Here is a 21,757-nt window from a genome sequence, read left to right as displayed (position 1 = left end):
AGCGTAACACAAAAAAAGGGAGAAGTAAATATAACGTTATAATGTTTAATTCCCAATAATAGATACAATTATCATTTCGTAAATTTTATATGTTAAGATATTTTTAGTACATTGTGCCTCTGATTTTTCAAGACATTTCTCTATCATAAATAAAAAACCAAAAAGCACTTAAATTGATAGGCCTTTTGGTGATAGATAGATTTATAAAATGAAACTTTAATCAGTGTGGATTAGCCTTCACCAACTTTTGAGGTGGAAGCCTTACTGCCCACCAATAGCTGGCTAGAACTAAACAATTGAATTATTAATTAACCAATCAGTAAATAATTTATTTCCTTCACACTCATCTAGATCTTTTGTACGAACATGGAGAATTTCATATCCATACTTATCATAGAATGGATACTGAGAAAATTGATGATTTGATAAATCATCATAGTAAGAAATATCAAAATACACTACCCATAAATTTTCATTACATACTTTATAAGCTATAGCCTCATATGTAAAAACCTCTTCTATATCCCTGTAATAAAATAAATGCATATGAATCGAATCTTCAAAGTTATATTTTTTCATAGATATAAGCTCCTTAGACATTATCTAAAATATTTATGTGCACCAACATTAGGAGGACTATGATAATGTAAGATAGGACCTTTTCCATCAATATAATGATAATCTATGGCAAAAACTCGGTTACCAGTAGCTTTAGAACGTACTTGTATTATCATTCCACCCTTAGCTGCTTCTAAAATATATTGCTTCGGAGAATTGAGTGCCTTTTGTACATATGGACGCGCAACCGCCCAGGCTTTATCCGCAGCAGTTCTACCTACTTTTGAAACTAATACTCTTAATGCACCAAGAACAATAGCAGGCAATATCTCCTGCTTAACAACCAATTCGCCAGTAAAAGGATTTTTTTCAACAACAGATTCAACCCTTAGTTTACTTACTTCCTCCTCTAGTTGTAAAAAAACAGGGTCATTTACTAAAAACCCATACTCTTTTTCGAAATTTTCAAAATCGAAGTCAGAAGTATCAACCTTTGATAAATCAATGCCTAGATTGATTTCAGGGATATACTCCGTTACAATACCATCTTCTTCCGTTTCAATACTTGCATCAGCAATTGATGGTAAAGTAAAGCTCAGCAATAATGCAGCAGAAATCATCCCCGTGATAAATTTCTTTTTCATCTACCATTCTCCCTCCTAAAAATATAACAGCAGAAAACAATAAAAATACACTTTTATTATCTCGCATTTTAAATAATAAAATATTAAGAAAAATTTAACTAGTCTATTAATAATCATCAATATTTGTTACTATCAATTTGTATAAAACAATTATTTAATGACATTTAAAATAAATCTCATAACTAATTCATTCGGTGCAAATATAGAGCAATTTATATAATTAATAATTCCTTTTCGTTCCTATTTCAAGTAATCGCCTTTATCAACTGCTTAAAAAGAATGGTCTTAAATCTCATCGATATAAGAAGGTACCATTTTTTATAATCCGATATTGTGTATAAAACAACGATAAAGCATAGACAAGTACCTAATAAAAAAATCGCACTTTAATAAGCTTTTTTAGCACCCCTACTTTTATTTGTTAGTTTAAAGACAATCCGATTTCGTATCCATTGATTTATTTCGCTAGCTTGATAGGCGGCCAATCATGAAAAAAAGCTATCTACTTCAGATAACTTTTTCTCTATTCCTGAACCGTCACAATAACCCCATCCATATTATTCCCCGAAACTTCATACTGCTTATTCGCGGGAACATTCACTGTCCTGTTCCCGGATACTTTATAATAAGACACCGTATATTTCTTACCTTCCACATCGGTTGTGATTTCTTTTTTCTCTTTCAAGAAGTCTAAGTATTCCTCTAATGTCATTTTCTTTTTTTGCATAATCGCACTATGAGGTAAGCCGACATAACGAATGTGCCACGGCTCATATTGAATGCCTGTTATATTGCTTTTATTTTTCGGATAACGTAAAACAAAGCCGTGCTTCCATACGTTCTCTTCAATCCATTTTCCTTCAGGCGCTTTTTCCATTTTCTTTTGCGTTGATCCAACGTCCAGTGATAACCCTAAATTATGTTCACTACATCCTGCCGGGAGTGCATAATCAGATCCCATGTCTTTATATAATTTACTTTGTTCTTTAAAATCTCTATACCCGCTATTCATTAAGAAATGTTGTACACCATCTTTTCCAGCCGCATCGACAACGTTCAAAAACTTTTTTACAACATCCTTTGATAAACGAAGATTTCTATCAAATATTACGTAGCCTCTCACTAATTCACTACTGTGATTTACATTTATAATGTCAGACCTAATACTATCTTTTTTCACTGGGTAGTCTTTATTAACTAATAATAGATCCCCTTTATAAATTTCTTCTTTTGTAACCTCTATCTTTTTCATATTTTCATTCTTTACTGCACTATTTTCCCCGCCGATTTTCACATCAACTTCTTTTTGAAATAACGGTGATATATAAACGCCTACACAGATTGTGCATGCGATAAAAAAAGAAATAAATACCCACTTTTTCATTTCTAGTTCCTCCTTAACGTAACTTACGTCTAGAATAGAAAAAACTATTAAAATAAAAAGTGGGGTAAAGTTTAAATTTTTATTAAATTGTTACGTTCTCGTCTTTTGGCAATCGCACTTCAAACATTGTTCTAACTACATTACTTTCAGCAGAAATCGTACCGTTATGCTGCTCGATAATATTTTTCGCAATAAATAGTCCAAGGCCTGTCCCGCCACGATTCTCAGTTCTCGATTTATCACCTGTATAAAACATATCAAAAAGATACGGTAAATCTTCTTCTGGAATGCTATCTCCATAATTTATAACTTGTACGACAACTTCTCCATTATCGATATACCCATTCAAATCAACAAATTGCCCATCATATCCGTAACGAACAGCATTTGTTAACAAGTTTTCAAATACTCTAGCTAACAATTTTCCATCACCGTTAATCGGCAAATGAGGATCAACATTCAATCTAGCTTCTAAATGATGTTTTTCTAATAACGGATACAATTCCTCATCTAACTGTATAAGTAGCTCACTTATATCAATCGGCTTTTTATCCAGCTTTAGCATGCCATAATTCATACGTGTAATTTCAAATAACTCATCAATTAAACTTTCGAGCCTTTGCGATTTCGTATATGCAATTGTGGAGAAATGTTTAATTTGTTCCTTCGTTAAATTTTCATCTTTAAGAATTAAATCTAAATATCCTAACACGGATGTTAATGGAGTTCTTAAATCGTGAGCTAGGTTAACAATAAGCTGGTCCTTACTACTTTCTGCGAAGTCTCCTCGTTCCACCGCTTCCTTTAATTTCTCACTCGCTACATTAATTTCGCTTGCAATATATCCAAACTCATCATTTGATGAAACGCGCACTTCATTTGTAAAATCTCCATTCGCCAAATGATGAATTCCATTTGAAATCTCATCAAAATATTTTAAATACGGCCTAGTAAGGAAGAAGAAAAACATAATGGACAGAGGGATGAAGATAATTAAAAAGAAATTAACATCCCCAATTTGTCTTATTATCGACCGGACTTGAGCTAACGGATCCTCAAAACGAACGACTAATTTATAATAGATCCGTAACCCTTCATAAAGGATATACGTTACGCCACCAGCAAATACCATACTTAACGCAAATAGCATAACCATCTTCGAGCGAAAACTTCTCATCTTTTTAGCCATTGAAAGTATAACCTACTCCCCACACTGTTTTTATTAACTTATTCTTTCTTTTATCTTCCCCAAGTTTTTTCCGCAACGTACGAATATGTACCATAACTGTATTTCCGCCTTCAAAATAATCATCGGCCCATACTTGCTGAAAAATATTTTCCACATTGTACACTTTCTTCGGGTGACTCGCTAATAAATATAAAATATCAAACTCTTTCGGTGTTAATTCAACTTGTTCTCCGTACACATTTACCGTTCTTCGCTCAGGATCAATAACGACTCCTCCTACCTCTAAAGCAGATTTATTCTCCGCCACTTTCGGCTGATTTAACGTAAGAAATCGGCGTAATTGTGCATTTACACGTGCGACTAATTCAATCGGTGTAAAAGGTTTCGTCATATAATCATCTGCGCCTAGCACAAGACCTGTCACCTTATCAAAATCAGACGTTTTAGCACTTAAGAAAATGATTGGCATATGATGCTTCGCGCGAATTTGGCGCGTCACTTCATACCCATCCATTTTCGGCATCATAATATCTAAAACCACTAAATCGATTGGCTGCGTTTCAATAATATGAATTGCCTCTTCTCCATCAGCTGCTTTCACGACGTGGTACCCTTCTTTTTCTAAATGTATCTCAATTAAATCAGCAATTTCTGCCTCATCATCCGCTATTAAAATGGAAATGCGCTTCATTTTACTCCCCCTTTTATACGCTCGATTGTAAACTAGTCTATCCAATTTGTACAATACGAAAAGGTTACTCGTTAGAGTAACCTTTGTAAATAAAATTATATCAGCGATTTTCCAAATATATCGACCACAACTTGAATTATATCGACGTTTCGACAAGGAATATCGACTTACCGACAATTAACGACGAAATTCGCCCGCTATTTTAAAGAATCAATTTACCGCTCAAAAACAATCCGCTGCTTCGTGATTTCCGCCAGCCTTCCGCGATCTACTTCATACTCAGTATCAACGCTTTGCGGTACAATCACTTTCCCGCCCTCAAGCGTCACTTCTGGTGAAATAATATCCTTCTCCCAATGTCTACTAGAAGCGGATATATCACCTGGAATCGTAAAGTTCGGCAATGAGGCAAGCGCAACATTTTGCGCTCGTGAAATTCCCATCTCCACCATACCGCCGCACCAAACGGGTATGTTATGTTCCATACAATAATTATGAATTTGGATGGATTCTGTTAATCCGCCCACTCGTCCCGGCTTAATATTAACGATTTGGCAACTGCCAAGTGTAATCGCAACGCGTGCGTCTTCTAAACTATGGATACTTTCGTCTAAACAAATCGGCGTTTCAATCTTCTTCTGCAGCTGTGCATGATCAAGAAAATCGTAATCCGCTAACGGTTGCTCAATCATCATCAATTGGAATTCATCTAGTCGTTTCAGACTCTCCGTATCCGCTAATGTATACGCTGAATTGGCATCCGCCATTAACGGGATATGCGGAAACTCTTTACGAATCTCTTTCAATAATTCGTAGTCATGCCCTGGCTTTATTTTCACTTTAAAACGCTCGTATCCTTCATCAGCGTACTTCTCGATTTGTTTTAACATAACCGGAATCGTATTAAGCCCAATTACAACACCGACTTCAATTTCAGCCTTCGTTCCGCCAAGCACTGTCGCAAGTGATCTCTTTTGACGCTTCGCATATAAATCCCAAATAGCCCCTTCAATTCCCGCCTTTGCCATTCGGTTTCTTTTTATATGCTGGAACAAGCTCGGCACTTCATTCGGATGAGAAATGTCAGCCTTTAATAAATCCGGTATTAAAAAATCTTGCAGTACATGCAGCGCGGTTTTCACTGTTTCTTCCGTATACCACGGTTCAGAAAACGCAACGACTTCGCCAAAACCAATACACCCGTCCGTATCTTCTAATTCAATGACGATACTTTCACGCTTTTCATACGTTCCGTAGCTTGCAGCAAACGGGATTACGAGTGGCATTTCCGTTATATGAAGTGTCGCTTTTTTTATTTCCACTTACATCTCCTCCACTAATTGTCTTAACTCTCGTCTTAACAATTTTTTCGAAGCGTTTCGTGGTAATTCCTCTAAGAAACATGCTTTTTTCGGCACTTTATATTTCGCTAATTTCGCCTCGCAAAAGTGAATAATTTCTTCTTCTGTTACCTCTCCGCTTTTTACAACAAAAGCAACGGGTACTTGTCCCCATTTATCGTCAGTCATGCCGACAACACCAGCTTCCGCTACCATCGGATGAGAAAGTAACACTTCTTCAATTTGGGCCGGATATATATTTTCCCCGCCAGAAATAATTAAATCACTTCGGCGATCTAATACGTATAAAAATCCTTCTTCGTCTAAATAACCGAGGTCGCCAGTATGAAGCCATCCGTTTTGAATTGTTTCGCGCGTCGCATCTTCACGGTTAAAATAACCACCTGTTACGTTCGGTCCTTTTACTACGATTTCGCCTTCTGTAAATGCCGGCACTACTACTCCATCTTTTTCAATACGAAGTTGGCACTGAAATAGTGGTTTTCCAGCTGATCCTACTTTCGTTAACATATAATCTGCGGACAACGTACAAATTTGCGACGATGTTTCTGTCATACCGTACGTTTGATATACAGGAATTCCTTTTTCTACACACGTTTCTAATAGTGGTTTCGGCGCTGGTCCTCCGCCAAGTAACATGCATCGTAAAGAAGATGGGTATGTATCTGCCCCAAGTCGCTCTAATAAATCAGTTAACATTTTAGAAACGACAGAAATAATTGTTACGCCTCTCGTTTGAAGTGCTTTATGAATAAAATCAGCATCATATTTCGGAACGAGTAAAATGCGCATGCCGTACATAATGTTTTTCATTAAAAGAGATAGCCCACCAACGTGGAACATCGGCATACAAGCTAACCAGCAATCATCATCACGAAGGCCTAAATTAAGCGAAGAACCAACTGCGCTTGCCCAATGATTGCCGTACGTTAAAATAACGCCTTTCGGTTTGCCTGTCGTCCCAGACGTATAAATAATTGTCATTGCTTCTTTTAAAGAAAACTCTTCTTGTATAGAGGCTTCCTCTTTTGGTCCATTCATCACTTCAGCGAATGAATATACAGGAATATCTTTAGCATCAAAGTCTTGATCTGTCACTAAACAAATAACTTCAGCATCATCCATTTGCCAAAGTAGCTCTTCTCTTGAAAGACGCGTATTTAAAAGCACAGCTACTGCACCTACGTAAGATAGGGCGTGAATAACTGTAATCATCTCCATACCATTTTTCATCAGAACAGCCACCTTTTGCCCACGCTTCACTCCAACATGCGTAAGGTGTTCGCAAACAGATACTACTTTTTCATGCAGCTGCATAAAAGTAACTTTCTCTTCCTCTATTTCAATTGCAGTGCGATCTGGTGTTAAAAATGCACGTTGCATTAACCAATTTGGCATCGTATCCATCACTCATTCTCCTTTCATGAAAGAAAGAGACTTGATATGACATCAAGTCTCTTAGTTGTTTTGTTTCCGGTTTGATCATTTGGTTGCGACTCACTTTGTGGGCGAGCTGCTTCCGTCTAAGAACCTTAGCCAACGAGGCTAAACAGTCGGCTCCGCTTTTGATCACGGGAAACGAGGGAATTGACCGAAGTCTGGACGGCGTTTTTCTTTAAACGCGTCGCGACCTTCTTTTGCTTCGTCAGTTGTGTAGTACAATAACGTTGCATCTCCAGCTAGTTGTTGAATACCAGCTAGACCGTCTGTGTCTGCGTTGAATGCAGCTTTTAGGAAACGAAGTGCCATTGGGCTGTTTGCTAAAATTTCTTCTGCCCATTGTACTGTTTCTGCTTCAAGTTGTTCTAGTGGTACTACTGTATTTACTAAGCCCATATCAAGTGCTTCTTGCGCGTTGTATTGACGGCATAGGTACCAAATTTCGCGTGCTTTCTTGTGGCCTACCATACGAGCTAAGTAACCAGCTCCGTATCCACCGTCAAAGCTTCCTACTTTAGGACCTGTTTGTCCGAATACAGCGTTGTCTGCAGCAATTGTTAAGTCACATACGATATGAAGTACGTGTCCACCACCGATTGCATAACCTGCTACCATTGCGATAACTGGTTTAGGAATTGCGCGAATTAGACGTTGTAAGTCTAATACATTTAGACGAGGGATTTGGTCGTCACCTACATATCCGCCATGACCGCGAACTTTTTGGTCGCCGCCAGAACAGAATGCACGTCCACCTTCACCTGTTAAAATGATAACGCCAACATTTGCATCATCACGAGCTTGTGCAAAAGCGTCGATTAACTCCATTACCGTTTTAGGACGGAATGCGTTATGTACTTCAGGGCGGTTAATCGAAATCTTTGCGATACCATTGTATGTTGAATAAATAATATCTTCGTAATTGCCTTCTTTTACCCATTCAATAGCCATTACAACTACCTCCTTGTATATTTCTGATCTCCTCTATAAGTGTAACTTCATTCTTAACTGAAAAAAGCATCACTGCATAGTTTTTAGAAATCCCTTTACTATTGTATCAAACTTTTCCGGTTGTTCCACATGAATTGCATGGCCAGCACCATCAATTTTGACAAATTTCGCGTCAGAGACGCATTTTTCGATATTTTTTAATATGCGAAAGAACTTTTCATCATGCTCACCGTTCATTAAAAGAACAGGCATTTTTAAGTTTTTCAGCTCATTCCACCATGAAGGCTGAGCCCCTGTTCCCATGCCGCGCAAGCTATTTGCAAGCCCTTTTGGATTGTTAGCAAGTCGTTCTTTTCGCACTGCTTCTTGTACGTTTTGTGCTAAACTTTTTTGCGTTTCAAACAGCGGAATATTTTCCCACATCAATACAAAACTTTCGATGCCTTCTCGCTCAATTTTTTGAGCAAGTCGCTCATCTTTTTCACAGCGTTCTTTTCGCTCATCTTCACTTTCAAGCCCAGCTGTACAATTTTCTAATAAAAGAGAACGTACATATTCTGGATATAGACACGCCATCGTAATCGCCAGTCTACCGCCCATTGAATAGCCGAGTATGTGCGCCTTTTCAATATGAAGATAATCTAGTAGTTCTTTCATTTGCAATGCCGCATTTCGAATATCATAATACGTCACATCTTCAGGACTTTCCGTTTTTCCGTGCCCAACAATGTCTACTAAAACGACTTGAAACTGCTCGCTCCAAGAAGGAATGAAGGAACGCCACGTTTCCATACTTCCCGTAAAACCATGAAGAAGTAGAAGTGGTTCTCCGCTTCCGACTACTTCATATTCATACGATACACCTTGCAGCGTTACGTTCATTTTGATTCACCTTGCAACGATGTAGTAATGACGTCCTGTGTTTTTGCCCATAACGTACGGTGCAACGTTAAGTTTTCATCACGGTTCGTACAAATTTCCACAACGTGTAAACCTTCTGTCGTTGTTCCCTTTTGTACTTCTTCACGGAATTGCTCCCAACCATTTACACGGCTAAATGAACCACCGTACATGTTGACAACATGCTCATAGTCAAGCCCAATTGGAGTTCCAAATAATGATTCGAAATGTTCCTTTTTCTCATATTGTGGTAAGAATGAGAAAATACCACCACCGTCATTATTTACAACAACAATCGTTATATTTAACTCATGTAATTTTGCGGCTAATAATCCGTTTAAATCATGATAAAATGATAAATCACCGATTACTAATACGAGCGGATCGCAAATCATGCTCGCTCCTAAAGCTGTCGAAATGATTCCATCAATCCCATTTACACCGCGATTAGCCATCACTTGAATATTTTTATCCGATGTGAAAAAGAATGAATCTGTATCACGAATTGGCATACTATTACTCGCAAATAACGTTGCTCCTTCTGGTAATACGCGGACAATATCCGTAATGACTCTTCCTTCAAACGCAGTATCATATGTTTCCATTTCACGAAGCGTTTCCTTCGTTTTTTCGTTTATATGTTGCCACATTTGGGACCAAACATTCTTTTTCATAACTGGCATTTTTTCTATTAGTGCACTGCAAAATGCAATATCACTTGCTTGGACAACTTCTGTTGCAACGAGAGCTGGATCTCTCCATTGTCCTGATTCGTCAACAACGATATGAACAGCTTTCGTTTGTTTTTTGATGAACTGCGTTAATGCTTTCGAAACAGGCATACCACCAAAGCGAATTATAACTTCCGGCTTCCACGTTTCTTTTAACAGCTCATTTCGTAAAAATGTATCGTAACAGTCGATTACCATCGTTTTATCGTGGTGTCCACTACGAATGTTAGAAAGTGGATCCGCTAATATTGGATATCCAGTTTTTTCAGCTAGTTGCGTTGTAAACGTTGCGATTTCTGAATGACTATCATCTCCACAAATAATAAGCCCCTTTTCCATATGTGAAAGGCGCCCTACAAGAGAATCTACATATTCACTCGGCATCGTTACGTTCCCTCGCTGAACTACTCCTGTATATTCTCCGCGTCCTTTATCCCATAAACTTTCTAATGAGAAGTCCGGGATAAGCGGTTCACGAACTGGAAAATTAAGATGAACAGGTCCTTGCGGTGCTAAAAGCGCGCTTGCTATCGTACGCTGCGTTGTCATGCGAGCGTAATGATACATCGCCTCATTCGCTTCTGGAATTGCCATCTCTGTAAATTGCTTCACAAACGTGCCGTATAAATTAATTTGATTCATCGCTTGTGGTGCACCGACATCTCTTAATTCATGCGGTCTATCTGCCGTTAAGACGATAAGCGGCACTCGCGAATGAAAAGCTTCACATACAGCTGGATAATAGTTCGCTGCAGCCGTTCCTGACGTACATAATAATGCAACAGGACGTTTTTTCGCTTTTGCGATACCGAGCGCAAAAAATCCTGCTGATCTTTCATCTACATGTAAATATGTGTTCATTCCTTCATGTTGTTCCATTAGTAGAGCAATCGGCGTTGACCGTGAGCCTGGACTAATGACAACATCACATACATTTAGACGCGTCAGTTCATCCACGAACGCGCCTAAATAATATGATAATGCTTCTATATGATTGTTCATTTCATTAATTCCTCCAAAGCACCAAGCATCGGTCTAAACTTCAAACTTGTTTCTTCATATTCAAGTTGTGGTACTGAATCAATTACAATCCCGCAACCGGCGAATAAGGATGCTTTCTCGCCATTTAATAATCCGCAGCGAAGTGCAACCGCAAATTCACCATTTCCTTCATCATCTATCCAGCCAATCGGTGCACCATATAATCCTCTGTCTAACAATTCAACATCACGAATCAGTTTCATCGCTTCCAAACGAGGTGTCCCGCCAAGAGCTGGTGTTGGATGTAATTCTTCTACCATTGTTAAAAGACTCGCATCGCCTTTTGCCTCTACAGGCGTATATAAATGAATTAAGTTTTTCGTTGTTAATAAGCCCGGACTTTCCGGAATATTAACGGATTCGCAGTGCTCATTTAATACAGACCTGATCATGTTCACAACATAACCGTGTTCAGCTAAATTCTTTTCATCATGAAGAAGCGCATCACTATTTCGTTTACTTTCTTCTATAGATTGACCATGACCAGTTGAACCAGCAAGACACATTGAAGTAAACTTCTCATCTTCTTTGCGAATTAATCTCTCTGGCGTCGCTCCTAAGAAGCATGCTCCTTTATAATCAAAAGAAAATACGTAACAATCTGGTTGCCCAATGCGAAGTGCTTCTAAAACAAGCGCAGAATCAATATGATGATCCATCTCTACTTTTAGCTCCCTCGCTAATACAACCTTCTGCACGTTCCCCTGCTTCATCTCATCTTGCACTTTCTCAATAGCCTTCATCCAGCCTTTCGGATCTACTTCTACTTTAGAAGTAACTGTTAATTTAGATCCTCCTAGTGCACATTTACTCTCCTCCAAAACTTTCTCTTCTAAAGAAACAATTTCGTTATAAAGAGTTTCTGCACAATCTGTTGCCGAAACGAATGTATTCATTGTTAACCATGCTTTTTCATTTTTTACAGTTAATAAAAATGCTGGTAGTGAAAATGTCGTATCATCAAATTCTTTCCATAAATCTGTTTTCTCTTTTTCTTGGTCAAATGAAAATCCACCAAATAAAAGAGGACCTGTTCCAAACTCGTATCTTTCTCTTTGTACAAATGATTTCTCTTTTACTTTATCCCACTCGTCACGAGCAGTTTGAAAGCGTTTGTGAGAAGCAGTTGCTATAGTGAAAACAGAACCAATTCCAGCAAATATTACATGCTGAGCTGGGTCTGCAAAATAACATCTATTTTCGAATGCGATCCTTTTACCTGCTGCATAAAACAGAAGCGGATCCATCCAGTCTATTTGTTTTACAAAACTAACCAATATTTTTTCATCAGTTGCATGCTTAATGGCTGCACTCAGAACTTCCTGCAAGCCTTTTTGTTTCGTTTGAATCACAATTGTCTCCCCCCTATGGGCGAAAAATAGTCATAATTACGCTTGATTTTAAGATACACCTCAAACGAAAGGCCTGTCAACGTTTAGCATTTCTGAGAAATTCACCTTCTCTTCCTAGAAAATAAACGTTGACACTAAATGATGCTTTTTCTACACTTAGTTGTGTACAATATGTGACCAAAGGAGGATTCAACATGGAAATGAACGTCGAAACGAATTCCTCTCCTACGGCGCCAAAGCCAAGCAAGCAAACAGGCTGGCGCATTTGGTGGAGTTTACTACGTCCCCATACATTAACAGCAGCTTTCGTTCCTGTTTTCATCGGAACAGCCTATGCAATGCAGGTCGGAGGTATAAATCAAATACATCTCCCTCTTTTCCTTATAATGCTTCTTGCTTGTCTTCTCATTCAGGCAGCAACAAACATGTTTAATGAATACTTTGATTATAAAAGAGGACTTGATCACGAAGGTTCAGTTGGTATCGGCGGCGCTATCGTTCGCGATGGCATTCAGCCAAAAACAGTGCTTAACTTAGCATTTGGATTTTTCGGTATCGCAATACTATTAGGTGTTTATATTTGTATGAATTCTAGCTGGTGGCTTGCTGCAATCGGTCTTGTTTGTATGGCCGTTGCTTACCTTTATACGGGTGGCCCCCTTCCAATTGCCTATACACCATTTGGAGAGTTAACAGCCGGATTATTTATGGGTGTCATTATTATCGGGATTTCATTCTTTATTCAAACTGGAACTGTAACATCAGAAGTCGTTTTACTATCTATTCCAAGCTCAATTTTAATTGGTGCCATTTTACTTGCTAACAATATCCGTGACTTAGATGGCGATAAAGAAAACGGTCGTAAAACGTTAGCAATTCTCGTTGGACGCGAGCGAGCAGTTGGTGTACTTGCTTCTATGTTCATCGTTTCCTACATTTGGACAATTGCTTTAATTATCGTGGGCATCGTATCACCATGGATGCTTATCGTATTTTTAAGTGCACCGAAAGCATATAAAGCGACGAAAGGCTTTATCGGCAAAAGCATTCCAATGGAAATGGTACCTGCGATGATAGCAACAGCAAAAACAAATACAATCTTCGGTCTCTTAATGGGAATCGGATTATTACTTGGATATTTCCTTTAAAAGGAGCTGCTAATGCGGCTCCTTTTTCATATACCAAATTCAGCTCATAATTCCTACTCGCAACGCTCATACTATGTAAAGAAACTGAATTGTAGGAAGGTGGACGACTATGTTAACTCCACAACAAATAAATCAATTTAAATCCGTTTTAGAAAAACAAAAGCAAGAACTAGAGCAAACGATACAAACACATGAAAATGAAGATCGTGCATCTGAACGTGAATCTGTTGGAGAATTATCTAGCTATGATAACCATCCGGCTGATATGGCAACAGAGCTATATGAACGTGAAAAAGACTTCGGGCTTATTGAACTTTGGCATAAACAATTAGAGGATACGAAGCATGCCTTGCAAAAAATAGAAGCGGGTACGTACGGCATTTGCGAAGTGTCTGGCGAAGAAATTCCGTTTGAAAGATTAGAAGCGATGCCAACCGCTACAACATGCGTTCAGCACGCAACAAATAAGTTAAATATGAATACACGACCAGTCGAAGAAGAAGTATTGTCTCCTTCTTTCCACAAACATGATGAAGATCATTCTGTTGAATATGATGCAGAAGATGCATGGCAAGATGTTGCCAATTACGGAACGTCTGAAACACCATCTGATTTAGAAAGACAAGATTCGAAAAACTATAATGGCATGTACGTAAATAGTGAAGAAAACGTAGGCTACGTAGAGGATTTTGAAAACTTTATCGGTACAGATATGTACGGAAAAAATCCGCAAGTTTTCGCTACGGAAGAACATGAAGAATATGAGCAAATGCTTGATGACTTTGAAGAGCGTACCTTTAAGGGCGAATTGTCTTCAAATGAGTCGAGTTCCAAAGAATAAAAAAAAGCATTCCGAAAATCGGAATGCTTTTTATCGCTAGCTAATTAGTTTTTTGTAACGTTAGCAGCTTGTGGTCCACGGTTACCTTCAACGATTTCGAAAGAAACTTCTTGACCTTCTTCTAAAGTTTTGAATCCGTCACCTTGGATAGCTGAGAAGTGAACGAATACATCGTCTCCACCTTCAACTTCGATGAAACCGAAACCTTTTTCGCTGTTGAACCATTTAACTTTACCTGTTTGCATGTCATGTACCTCCTAAATAAAAATGAAACTATGAATCCACATGAAAAGGTGGATATAAAGGACATGAATGTATAACAAGCTTACAGCCTTTAATTCAACGTGCTTTATTTCCGTACCACATTATGTAGCTCAATAGTGATTTCACTATATCACGCTATATCCAAAACGTCAAATGAGAACACTTTCATCCCACCATTTTTTTATAATTTTAATATAATGTTGAATTTCCATATTCATATTTTATCCCCCCATTTGTGAACAGTTTGATTGGCGGGAGCTGCTAATCCGTTTTGGGTGCGCCCACTTTATTTGAAAGTTAACAAAACTAAAGTATTCTAATCCTATTAAATTCTGTACAATATAAGTATCTATTACATACGAGGTGAAAAAAAATGAGAGCACACGAAATCGAGTATAAATTATACGGCGATGATATGCAGTTTGTTGAAATTGAGTTAGACCCAGAAGAAAGCGTGATCGCAGAAGCTGGCGCAATGATGATGATGGAAGATTACATAGAAATGGAAACAATCTTCGGCGATGGTTCTGGCCCATCTGGAGGTTTATTTGGAAAATTGATGGGTGCTGGTAAGCGTCTCGTTACAGGCGAAAGCATGTTTATGACTGTATTTACAAATACAGGTCACGGCAAGCGTCACGTATCATTTGCTGCCCCTTATCCGGGTAAAATTATTCCTGTAGATTTAACAGAATATCAAGGAAAAGTAGTTTGTCAAAAAGATGCATTTCTTTGTGCCGCAAAAGGTGTTTCTATCGGTATCGAGTTTACGAAAAAAATCGGAACTGGTTTCTTCGGCGGTGAAGGTTTCATCATGCAGAAACTTGAAGGTGATGGACTTGCTTTCATGCATGCAGGCGGAACTGTATATAAGCGTGAATTAAAACATGGCGAAAAGCTTCGCATCGATACAGGTTGTCTCGTTGCCATGACAAAAGACATTAACTACGATGTCGAGTTCGTTGGAAAAGTAAAAACAGCTCTATTTGGCGGCGAAGGTTTATTCTTCGCAACGTTAGAAGGACCTGGAACAGTTTGGATTCAGTCCTTAACACTTAGCCGCTTAGCAGCACGTCTGACAAGCCCAGCAGCGCAAAGCACTGGTGAAGGTAGCGTTTTAGGTGGGCTTGGTCGTTTATTAGATGGGAAAGAGTAAAAAGGGCCCTTATAGGGCTCTTTTTATTTAGGTGGACTATATAAAGTGAAACTTTAATCAGTGGGGGTTTTCTTCATCCCCCACTGATTATTAGTTGAACCAATCGGGCTTTTATGGGCAGTTGATCCCCCACCTAACTTCTTTGCTTTCGCTGAATTTTGAGGTGGGGGTCTTACTGCCCATTAAAGCGGGATAAACCATTTCGAATCATATAATACTCCATTGCTTCATTAAGCCACGCCTCTTCTTCTTCCGTATAAGGAGATGGCATCATATTATTATATTGTTCTTCTGCATTCTCTAATCTTCCTAAAGCATACACTGTCTCTTCGCCCACATACTTAAGAGTCGCTTTCATATGTTGGTCAACTAGTTTTTGCACTTCTACATCATCAATTTGTCTTCCAAATAACCTTTTCACTTCTTTCGCTAAACGAACAAACTCTTTATCAAGTGCCAGGCTCTCTTCTTCTGGCTTATTATATAATCCATCAACTGTTTCTTTTGATACATATTCTTCAAGCCATAAACGTTGTTCAGCTTCTTTTTGAATGCTGTTAATTAAACTCATTAATATGTCACTATCCAACTCTTCATCTTCCTCAAGACATACCATTGTTCGTTCAAGCGCCTTTATCGAAACTTCAATTTGTTTTCTTTTTTCTTCAAAGGCTTTTCTTTGTTGCTCCAATGTTTCTTTTAAATTTACATTCAAACTTGGCATTTTCAACATGACGCTTATTTCTTCTAAACTATATCCTAATACTTTAAGGCTCACTATTTTCTGTAGCTCTAATATATCTTTTCCTTTGTACACACGGTGACCAGAGCTAACATTCTTTTCAGGTTTAAGTAATCCAATTTCATCGTAATATTGGAGCGTTCGTATCGTTGTACCTGTTCCCCTTGAAAACTCACCAATTGAATAGCCTTCTCTTTTGCTCATCTTACCCCCTCCTAACAGTATGTTTACAAAAATCATACTCCCTCACGTAACTGTAGGTTCAAGCTTTTTTTCTAAAAGAATGAATCAAGTCCCTCACTGCATATATTGAACTATACCTTTTCTTAAGGAGGCTTCCTTAATGCGTACTCCTTTATCCTTTGATAAAGATACCGCCATACTGTTAGCTTCTTGTTGTGAGTTAACGTATGAACAATATAAACAAAATGGGATTTTTGAAATACCAGATGGTTTTCAATATGTACAAGGCTTTCAAGGAAAAACCATTCAAACGACAGAATGGTTCGGATTCATACTAGAATCTGAGGATACCATTATTGTAGCTTTTCGCGGAACACAAACAGATACAGACTGGATTATCGATTCACTCGTTAACCAAAAACCATACCCATATGCTTTAAATAGTGGAAATGTCCATAACGGCTTTCTTTCCATTTATGAGTCTTGCCGAGATTCTATTATGGATATGCTCGTATCATTACCAGCCCATAAGAAACTTCTTGCAACAGGTCATAGTTTAGGCGGCGCGCTCGCTACACTACATATACTCGATGCGCGTATAAACACTGCCTTCGCACAGTACGGTCTGTATACATTTGCCTCCCCAAAAGTGGGAGATATTGCATTTCGTAATTATTATAAACTACAAGTAGCTAGTAGCTTTCGTTTCGTCAACTTATTTGATGTCGTTCCACTTCTTCCTCCTCGAAACATAAATTTTAATGACCAAGACTGGGAATATGCACACGTTCATCACAACATGACTTTTACAAAAAACACAAAATCGATTGCAAATAATCATGCCATGACAACATACAAAACATGTCTGACTTCTCATTTTTAACCAGTAAACAATTGGAAATTAAATATCCTTATACTATAATAATATATGAAGTTACTTTTGGATGAGGGGACCTTACATGCTAAAATTTATCTTTGCACTTTTTCTCATTGTAATTTTTACGTTTACAGGTTTCTTTACATTTTCATACTTTGCGACAGGAGAATATGATGGAACAGGTATCATATATACTGCGATCCCATTTCTTTCTTAAGCAAAAAAGAAAACCGAGCTTAATGAGTTTAAGCTCGGTTTATTTATTAGTGTCAATTTTTGTCGGTAAATCGATATATCTTAAAAATCGCTGATATATTTTAAGTATCGGTCGATATAATTTGAAAATCACCGATATAAATTTCATATAATCTTTTCCGACGTAGCAATCCCTTTAAATTTGCGTAACTGTATTACCAATACCCCAAATCTCATTACTATACTGTAAAATCGTTCGATCGCTCGCAAAATGACCAGATTGTGCAATATTTAAAATCGACATTTCTAGCCATTTCGTTCGGTTCTCATAAGCTCTACCAACAGCTTCTTGCTTTTCCGCATATGGGCCAAAATCTCGTAGAACGAAATATTCATCATTTTGAATAACGAGAGAATCGTAAATTGCTTCAAATTCAGCTCCAGACTGTGCAAAGAAACCATTCGTTAACTGGTCTACTACCTTTTTAATATGCCCATTGTGGTGATAATAATCACTTGCACGATATCCACCATTTTGATAGTAATGAAGAACCTCTTCGGCCGTTAAACCGAAAATGAAACAGTTATCATCACCGACTCTATCTTTTATTTCAATATTCGCTCCGTCTAACGTGCCGAGCGTAATCGCACCATTCATCATAAATTTCATATTGCCTGTTCCGGATGCTTCTTTACTCGCTGTTGAAATTTGTTCACTTACATCGGCCGCTGGGAATATATCTTCCGCTACAGACACTCGATAGTTTTCTAGAAAAATAACTTTCATATATTTGCTTACGTACGGATCGTTATTCACTTTTCTTGCAAGTTCATTTATTAATTTAATAATTTTTTTCGCATAGTAATAGCCCGGTGATGCTTTCGCTCCAAAAATAAAAGTACGCGGATAAAATGTAAAACTAGCATCCTCTTTCAAACGGTTATACAAATATAAAATATGAAGAACATTTAATAATTGTCGCTTGTAAGCATGTAGCCTTTTTACTTGCACATCAAAAATAGAATTAGGATCAATTGTAATCCCCATTGTATTATGAATGCGCGCTGCTAAAATCTCTTTACGCTCTTGTTTTACCTCTGCAAATTTCTCTTGGAAACTCGCATCGTATTGAACTAATTGTAGCTCTTGAAGCTTAATCGGTTCTTTCTTCCACTCTGTTCCAATCGCCTCTGAAATAAGATTCGTTAGCTGTGGATTCGCCTTCATTAACCAGCGTCTATGAGCGATTCCATTCGTTTTATTATTAAACTTATCTGGATAAAACTCATAAAACAATCGCATTTCACGTTGCTTTAAAATTTCCGTATGAATTTTTGCTACACCATTTACGCTATGACTACCGACAATTGCTAAATGAGCCATTTTCACAAGATCATGCGCAATAATCGCCATTTCTTCAATACGATGCCATTCATACGGATAACATTCCCAAAGTTCATGACAGAAACGTTCATTAATCTCTTCAATGATCATATAAATTCTCGGTAATAGCGGTTTAAAAATGTGAATTGGCCACTTCTCAAGCGCTTCCGATAACGTCGTATGATTCGTATAAGAAATCGTTTGCGTTGTTATGTGCCAAGCTTCTTCCCATGCTAGTTTTTCTTCATCTAATAAAATACGCATCAGTTCTGGAATCGCCAAAACTGGATGTGTATCATTAATATGAATCGCAATTTTCTCATGTAATTGACGAAGGTCACCATATCTTTCTCTATGCATACGAACGATATTTTGCAAACTTGCTGATACGAGGAAATACTGTTGTTTCAAACGAAGTATTTTCCCCTCATCATGCGTATCATCTGGATATAAAAACTCCGATACCGCTTCTGTTTCACGCTTATATTTCAAAATATCTTTGCAATTTTGCGGGAAAGGAACTGGTTCCGCATTCCAAAGTCTAAGTGTATTTACAGTACTCGTCTCATAACCTACTACTGGAACGTCATATGGTACTGCCATAATTACTTCTGCATTTGTATGCCTGAATTCTAAACGTCCATCAATGTAAAGCGGTTCAACATTGCCGAAATAACTTACCTCTACAGCTTGATCATGCCTTCTTACTTCCCATACGTTTTCATGAAGAAGCCACTGTTCTGGAAATTCAACTTGATAACCATCAACAATTTTTTGATCAAATAAGCCGTGTTTGTAACGAATTCCACATCCATGACCTGGTAAGTTTAAAGATGCAAGTGAATCAAGGAAACAGGCTGCTAATCGTCCAAGTCCACCATTTCCAAGACCTGCATCTGCTTCCACCTCTTCTAATTGTTGCAACGAAATTCCAAGCTCAGAAAGCCCTTGCTCACATACATCCTTGATGCCTAAATTTAATATGTTACTTCCAAGCAAACGCCCAAGTAAAAACTCAATGGATAAGTAATACATTTGCTTTCGCTCTCCAGACCGATAACTTTCATTCGTTGCAATCCATTGACTATTCATATACTCACGCACCATGTACCCAAGCGTATTGTATTGATCACGAGTTGTAGAGTCTTTGAAACTTTTACCATACATCGTCTCTAACTTTTCTAGAAAAGCTGATTTGAAACTTTCAACATGAGTAAACATTTCTTCACCACCTACATGTTATTCCATGAGACTTTTATACAATTTCTTATAAGTCAGAGCTGATTTTTCCCAGCTATAATCTTCAGTCATTGCTTGTTTTACAAGCTGCTCCCACACCGGTTTATCCTGATAAAATTCAATTGCACGACGAACCGTGTGCAACATGTCATGTGCATTAAAGTTCGTGAAACTGAAACCATTTCCTTCTCCAGTCTCTTCGTCATAAGATTGTACCGTATCATTTAATCCGCCTGTTTCCCTTACAATTGGAATCGTACCGTACGCTAATGCGATAAGTTGTCCAAGTCCACATGGTTCAAATAGTGATGGCATTAAGAATAAATCACTTCCCGCATATACTTGGTGGGCTAATTCTTCATTAAAGCCAATATACACTTTTACCTTCTCAGGATACTCATATGCCATCCACTCAAAGAATTTCTCATATTCCGAATCACCTGATCCTAAAATAATACATTGTACATCTTCTTCCATTATTTCTCGGAATACAGTACGTACTAAATCAAGACCTTTTTGCTTCGTTAATCTCGTTACCATAGAAATAATTGGTGTATCTTCTTTTTCTGGCAAACCAAAATAACGCTGCAACGCGCGTTTATTTTCACTCTTTTCATATAATGAATCTGCATCGTACTGAGCAGTAATATACGAATCCGTTTCTGGATTGTACACGCTCGTATCAATTCCATTTACAATGCCGCTAAGCTTACCTTTATATTTTCGCAGTAATCCATCTAACTTTTCACCGAAAAACTCATATTGGATTTCCTCTTTGTATGTCGGGCTAACCGCTGTAATTTGATCAGAAGCGATAATGCCACCCTTCATAAAGTTCACATTCCCATAAAATTCTAACTGCTCACTATGAAAATATTCATCACCAAGTTCTAGCAAGTCGTACATCACTTCAGGAGGAAATACACCTTGGAACTGTAAGTTATGAATCGTATATACCGTTTTAATATGCTCATATAATGGGTTATCTTGATACTTTTCACGTAGTAAGAAATTTACCATAGCTGTATGCCAATCGTGGCTATGAAGAACATCCACTTCGAAATCAAGATGCGGGATACACTCTAAAACTGCTTTCGAAAAATAAGAAAAACGCTCTCCGTCATCATAATGACCATACAGAGAATCCCTCTTAAAATAATATTCATTATCTATTAAGTAATACGTAATCCCGTCTTGCTCACCTTTTAAAATTCCGCAATATTGATTTCTCCACCCAAGCGGGACGTTAATTACTTTATGTAGCGTACATCCATCCCTTAATTTTTGCGGAATAAGACTATAATTTGGGAGTATAATGCGAACTTCCACACCTAATTTTTTTAGCTCTTTTGGGAGCGCACCTGCTACATCAGCTAATCCTCCCGATTTAACAAATGGTACACATTCTGATACTGCAAATAAAATATTCACTTGTTGTCCCACTGCACGAAAAGCTTATACTACTTCCCTTGCAGCTTCCTCCCTTCGA

The 21,757-nt window shown here is 37.9% G+C and carries 20 protein-coding genes and 1 pseudogene; 6 read left to right on the top strand and 15 right to left on the bottom strand.

What is annotated here, in order from left to right:
* Positions 1-288 precede the first annotated feature (288 nt).
* Positions 289-579, bottom strand: coding sequence for a DUF3986 family protein (locus ACTFRS_RS11195; protein WP_429777492.1), 291 nt, complete (start codon positions 577-579; stop codon positions 289-291).
* A 20-nt stretch (positions 580-599) separates the two neighbouring features.
* A complete protein-coding gene (locus tag ACTFRS_RS11190; protein WP_242294885.1) occupies positions 600-1,202 on the bottom strand; it encodes a hypothetical protein in 603 nt (200 codons plus the stop codon).
* A 198-nt stretch (positions 1,203-1,400) separates the two neighbouring features.
* Here ACTFRS_RS11190 and ACTFRS_RS11185 point away from each other — a divergent pair.
* Positions 1,401-1,592 (top strand): annotated as a pseudogene (locus tag ACTFRS_RS11185) (hypothetical protein); the annotation flags it as partial.
* A 133-nt stretch (positions 1,593-1,725) separates the two neighbouring features.
* Here ACTFRS_RS11185 and ACTFRS_RS11180 read toward each other — a convergent pair.
* From ACTFRS_RS11180 to ACTFRS_RS11140, 9 genes are all read right to left on the bottom strand, one after another.
* Positions 1,726-2,586: a M15 family metallopeptidase gene (locus ACTFRS_RS11180; RefSeq protein ID WP_440025418.1), complete on the bottom strand. Its 861-nt coding sequence runs from the start codon at positions 2,584-2,586 to the stop codon at positions 1,726-1,728.
* 82 nt (positions 2,587-2,668) lie between these two features.
* On the bottom strand, positions 2,669-3,775 hold the full coding sequence (locus tag ACTFRS_RS11175) for an ATP-binding protein (protein WP_440025420.1): 1,107 nt from the start codon (positions 3,773-3,775) through the stop codon (positions 2,669-2,671).
* A complete protein-coding gene (locus ACTFRS_RS11170; RefSeq protein ID WP_000822490.1) occupies positions 3,768-4,466 on the bottom strand; it encodes a response regulator transcription factor in 699 nt (232 codons plus the stop codon). Before ACTFRS_RS11170 ends, ACTFRS_RS11175 begins: the two co-directional genes overlap by 8 nt.
* Positions 4,467-4,681: 215 nt before the next feature.
* Positions 4,682-5,788 carry an o-succinylbenzoate synthase gene (menC, locus tag ACTFRS_RS11165; protein WP_440025422.1) on the bottom strand — a complete coding sequence of 369 codons (1,107 nt, stop codon included), beginning with the start codon at positions 5,786-5,788 and terminating at the stop codon, positions 4,682-4,684.
* Positions 5,789-7,234 (bottom strand): o-succinylbenzoate--CoA ligase, encoded by a 1,446-nt coding sequence (locus ACTFRS_RS11160; RefSeq protein WP_431085325.1) that lies wholly within the window; start codon positions 7,232-7,234, stop codon positions 5,789-5,791. It lies immediately after the preceding gene.
* Positions 7,235-7,396: 162 nt separating this feature from the next.
* The gene (gene menB, locus ACTFRS_RS11155) at positions 7,397-8,215 is read right to left on the bottom strand and encodes a 1,4-dihydroxy-2-naphthoyl-CoA synthase (protein ID WP_061185000.1); all 819 of its coding nucleotides are present in this window, start codon (positions 8,213-8,215) and stop codon (positions 7,397-7,399) included.
* A 69-nt stretch (positions 8,216-8,284) separates the two neighbouring features.
* Complete coding sequence (gene menH, locus ACTFRS_RS11150) at positions 8,285-9,097, bottom strand: 2-succinyl-6-hydroxy-2,4-cyclohexadiene-1-carboxylate synthase (RefSeq protein ID WP_440025425.1); 813 nt, start codon at positions 9,095-9,097, stop codon at positions 8,285-8,287.
* Positions 9,094-10,848: a 2-succinyl-5-enolpyruvyl-6-hydroxy-3-cyclohexene-1-carboxylic-acid synthase gene (gene menD / locus ACTFRS_RS11145; protein WP_440025427.1), complete on the bottom strand. Its 1,755-nt coding sequence runs from the start codon at positions 10,846-10,848 to the stop codon at positions 9,094-9,096. Before menD ends, menH begins: the two co-directional genes overlap by 4 nt.
* On the bottom strand, positions 10,845-12,239 hold the full coding sequence (locus ACTFRS_RS11140) for an isochorismate synthase (protein WP_440025429.1): 1,395 nt from the start codon (positions 12,237-12,239) through the stop codon (positions 10,845-10,847). Before ACTFRS_RS11140 ends, menD begins: the two co-directional genes overlap by 4 nt.
* A 194-nt stretch (positions 12,240-12,433) precedes the next feature.
* On the opposite strand from ACTFRS_RS11140, the gene ACTFRS_RS11135 reads away from it, so the two are divergent.
* Both ACTFRS_RS11135 and ACTFRS_RS11130 read left to right on the top strand, forming a co-directional pair.
* Entirely contained in the window at positions 12,434-13,387 is a 954-nt protein-coding gene (locus tag ACTFRS_RS11135) for a 1,4-dihydroxy-2-naphthoate polyprenyltransferase (RefSeq protein ID WP_000425748.1), read from the top strand.
* Between the two features lie 109 nt (positions 13,388-13,496).
* On the top strand, positions 13,497-14,228 hold the full coding sequence (locus ACTFRS_RS11130) for a yteA family sporulation protein (protein WP_061182731.1): 732 nt from the start codon (positions 13,497-13,499) through the stop codon (positions 14,226-14,228).
* A 44-nt stretch (positions 14,229-14,272) separates the two neighbouring features.
* Here ACTFRS_RS11130 and cspD read toward each other — a convergent pair whose 3' ends face one another.
* The gene (gene cspD / locus ACTFRS_RS11125; protein ID WP_001193054.1) at positions 14,273-14,473 is read right to left on the bottom strand and encodes a cold-shock protein CspD; all 201 of its coding nucleotides are present in this window, start codon (positions 14,471-14,473) and stop codon (positions 14,273-14,275) included.
* Positions 14,474-14,865: 392 nt separating this feature from the next.
* On the opposite strand from cspD, the gene ACTFRS_RS11120 reads away from it, so the two are divergent.
* Positions 14,866-15,648: a TIGR00266 family protein gene (locus ACTFRS_RS11120; RefSeq protein WP_001201255.1), complete on the top strand. Its 783-nt coding sequence runs from the start codon at positions 14,866-14,868 to the stop codon at positions 15,646-15,648.
* A 172-nt stretch (positions 15,649-15,820) separates the two neighbouring features.
* On the opposite strand, the gene ACTFRS_RS11115 is transcribed toward ACTFRS_RS11120, so the two are convergent.
* Positions 15,821-16,594 (bottom strand): MerR family transcriptional regulator, encoded by a 774-nt coding sequence (locus tag ACTFRS_RS11115; protein ID WP_139869535.1) that lies wholly within the window; start codon positions 16,592-16,594, stop codon positions 15,821-15,823.
* A gap of 139 nt (positions 16,595-16,733) precedes the next feature.
* On the opposite strand from ACTFRS_RS11115, the gene ACTFRS_RS11110 reads away from it, so the two are divergent.
* Both ACTFRS_RS11110 and ACTFRS_RS11105 read left to right on the top strand, forming a co-directional pair.
* Positions 16,734-17,456, top strand: coding sequence for a lipase family protein (locus tag ACTFRS_RS11110; RefSeq protein WP_088327206.1), 723 nt, complete (start codon positions 16,734-16,736; stop codon positions 17,454-17,456).
* Between the two features lie 76 nt (positions 17,457-17,532).
* Entirely contained in the window at positions 17,533-17,667 is a 135-nt protein-coding gene (locus tag ACTFRS_RS11105) for a hypothetical protein (RefSeq protein WP_000911070.1), read from the top strand.
* Between the two features lie 174 nt (positions 17,668-17,841).
* On the opposite strand, the gene glgP is transcribed toward ACTFRS_RS11105, so the two are convergent.
* Positions 17,842-20,250: a glycogen phosphorylase gene (glgP, locus tag ACTFRS_RS11100; protein ID WP_440025431.1), complete on the bottom strand. Its 2,409-nt coding sequence runs from the start codon at positions 20,248-20,250 to the stop codon at positions 17,842-17,844.
* Between the two features lie 18 nt (positions 20,251-20,268).
* Positions 20,269-21,699, bottom strand: coding sequence for a glycogen synthase GlgA (glgA, locus tag ACTFRS_RS11095; protein WP_440025433.1), 1,431 nt, complete (start codon positions 21,697-21,699; stop codon positions 20,269-20,271).
* Positions 21,700-21,757 lie beyond the last annotated feature (58 nt).

The organism is Bacillus cereus group sp. MYBK139-1, assembly GCF_051916915.1.
Lineage (GTDB): Bacteria > Bacillota > Bacilli > Bacillales > Bacillaceae_G > Bacillus_A > Bacillus_A pacificus.
Note: the sequence above shows the minus strand (reverse complement) of the source record. Positions and strands in the feature narration are given on the sequence as shown.

Excerpts from the sequence above, each read along its gene's own strand:
- ACTFRS_RS11130 (WP_061182731.1), top strand. The coding sequence starts at position 13,497 with ATGTTAACTCCACAACAAATAAATCAATTTAAATCCGTTTTAGAAAAA.
- menD (WP_440025427.1), bottom strand. The coding sequence starts at position 10,848 with ATGAACAATCATATAGAAGCATTATCATATTATTTAGGCGCGTTCGTG.
- menB (WP_061185000.1), bottom strand. The coding sequence starts at position 8,215 with ATGGCTATTGAATGGGTAAAAGAAGGCAATTACGAAGATATTATTTAT.
- ACTFRS_RS11105 (WP_000911070.1), top strand. The coding sequence starts at position 17,533 with ATGCTAAAATTTATCTTTGCACTTTTTCTCATTGTAATTTTTACGTTT.
- ACTFRS_RS11160 (WP_431085325.1), bottom strand. The coding sequence starts at position 7,234 with ATGGATACGATGCCAAATTGGTTAATGCAACGTGCATTTTTAACACCA.
- ACTFRS_RS11120 (WP_001201255.1), top strand. The coding sequence starts at position 14,866 with ATGAGAGCACACGAAATCGAGTATAAATTATACGGCGATGATATGCAG.
- ACTFRS_RS11135 (WP_000425748.1), top strand. The coding sequence starts at position 12,434 with ATGGAAATGAACGTCGAAACGAATTCCTCTCCTACGGCGCCAAAGCCA.
- cspD (WP_001193054.1), bottom strand. The coding sequence starts at position 14,473 with ATGCAAACAGGTAAAGTTAAATGGTTCAACAGCGAAAAAGGTTTCGGT.
- ACTFRS_RS11115 (WP_139869535.1), bottom strand. The coding sequence starts at position 16,594 with ATGAGCAAAAGAGAAGGCTATTCAATTGGTGAGTTTTCAAGGGGAACA.
- glgP (WP_440025431.1), bottom strand. The coding sequence starts at position 20,250 with ATGTTTACTCATGTTGAAAGTTTCAAATCAGCTTTTCTAGAAAAGTTA.
- ACTFRS_RS11180 (WP_440025418.1), bottom strand. The coding sequence starts at position 2,586 with ATGAAAAAGTGGGTATTTATTTCTTTTTTTATCGCATGCACAATCTGT.
- ACTFRS_RS11195 (WP_429777492.1), bottom strand. The coding sequence starts at position 579 with ATGAAAAAATATAACTTTGAAGATTCGATTCATATGCATTTATTTTAT.
- ACTFRS_RS11110 (WP_088327206.1), top strand. The coding sequence starts at position 16,734 with ATGCGTACTCCTTTATCCTTTGATAAAGATACCGCCATACTGTTAGCT.
- ACTFRS_RS11170 (WP_000822490.1), bottom strand. The coding sequence starts at position 4,466 with ATGAAGCGCATTTCCATTTTAATAGCGGATGATGAGGCAGAAATTGCT.
- menH (WP_440025425.1), bottom strand. The coding sequence starts at position 9,097 with ATGAACGTAACGCTGCAAGGTGTATCGTATGAATATGAAGTAGTCGGA.
- ACTFRS_RS11175 (WP_440025420.1), bottom strand. The coding sequence starts at position 3,775 with ATGGCTAAAAAGATGAGAAGTTTTCGCTCGAAGATGGTTATGCTATTT.
- ACTFRS_RS11190 (WP_242294885.1), bottom strand. The coding sequence starts at position 1,202 with ATGAAAAAGAAATTTATCACGGGGATGATTTCTGCTGCATTATTGCTG.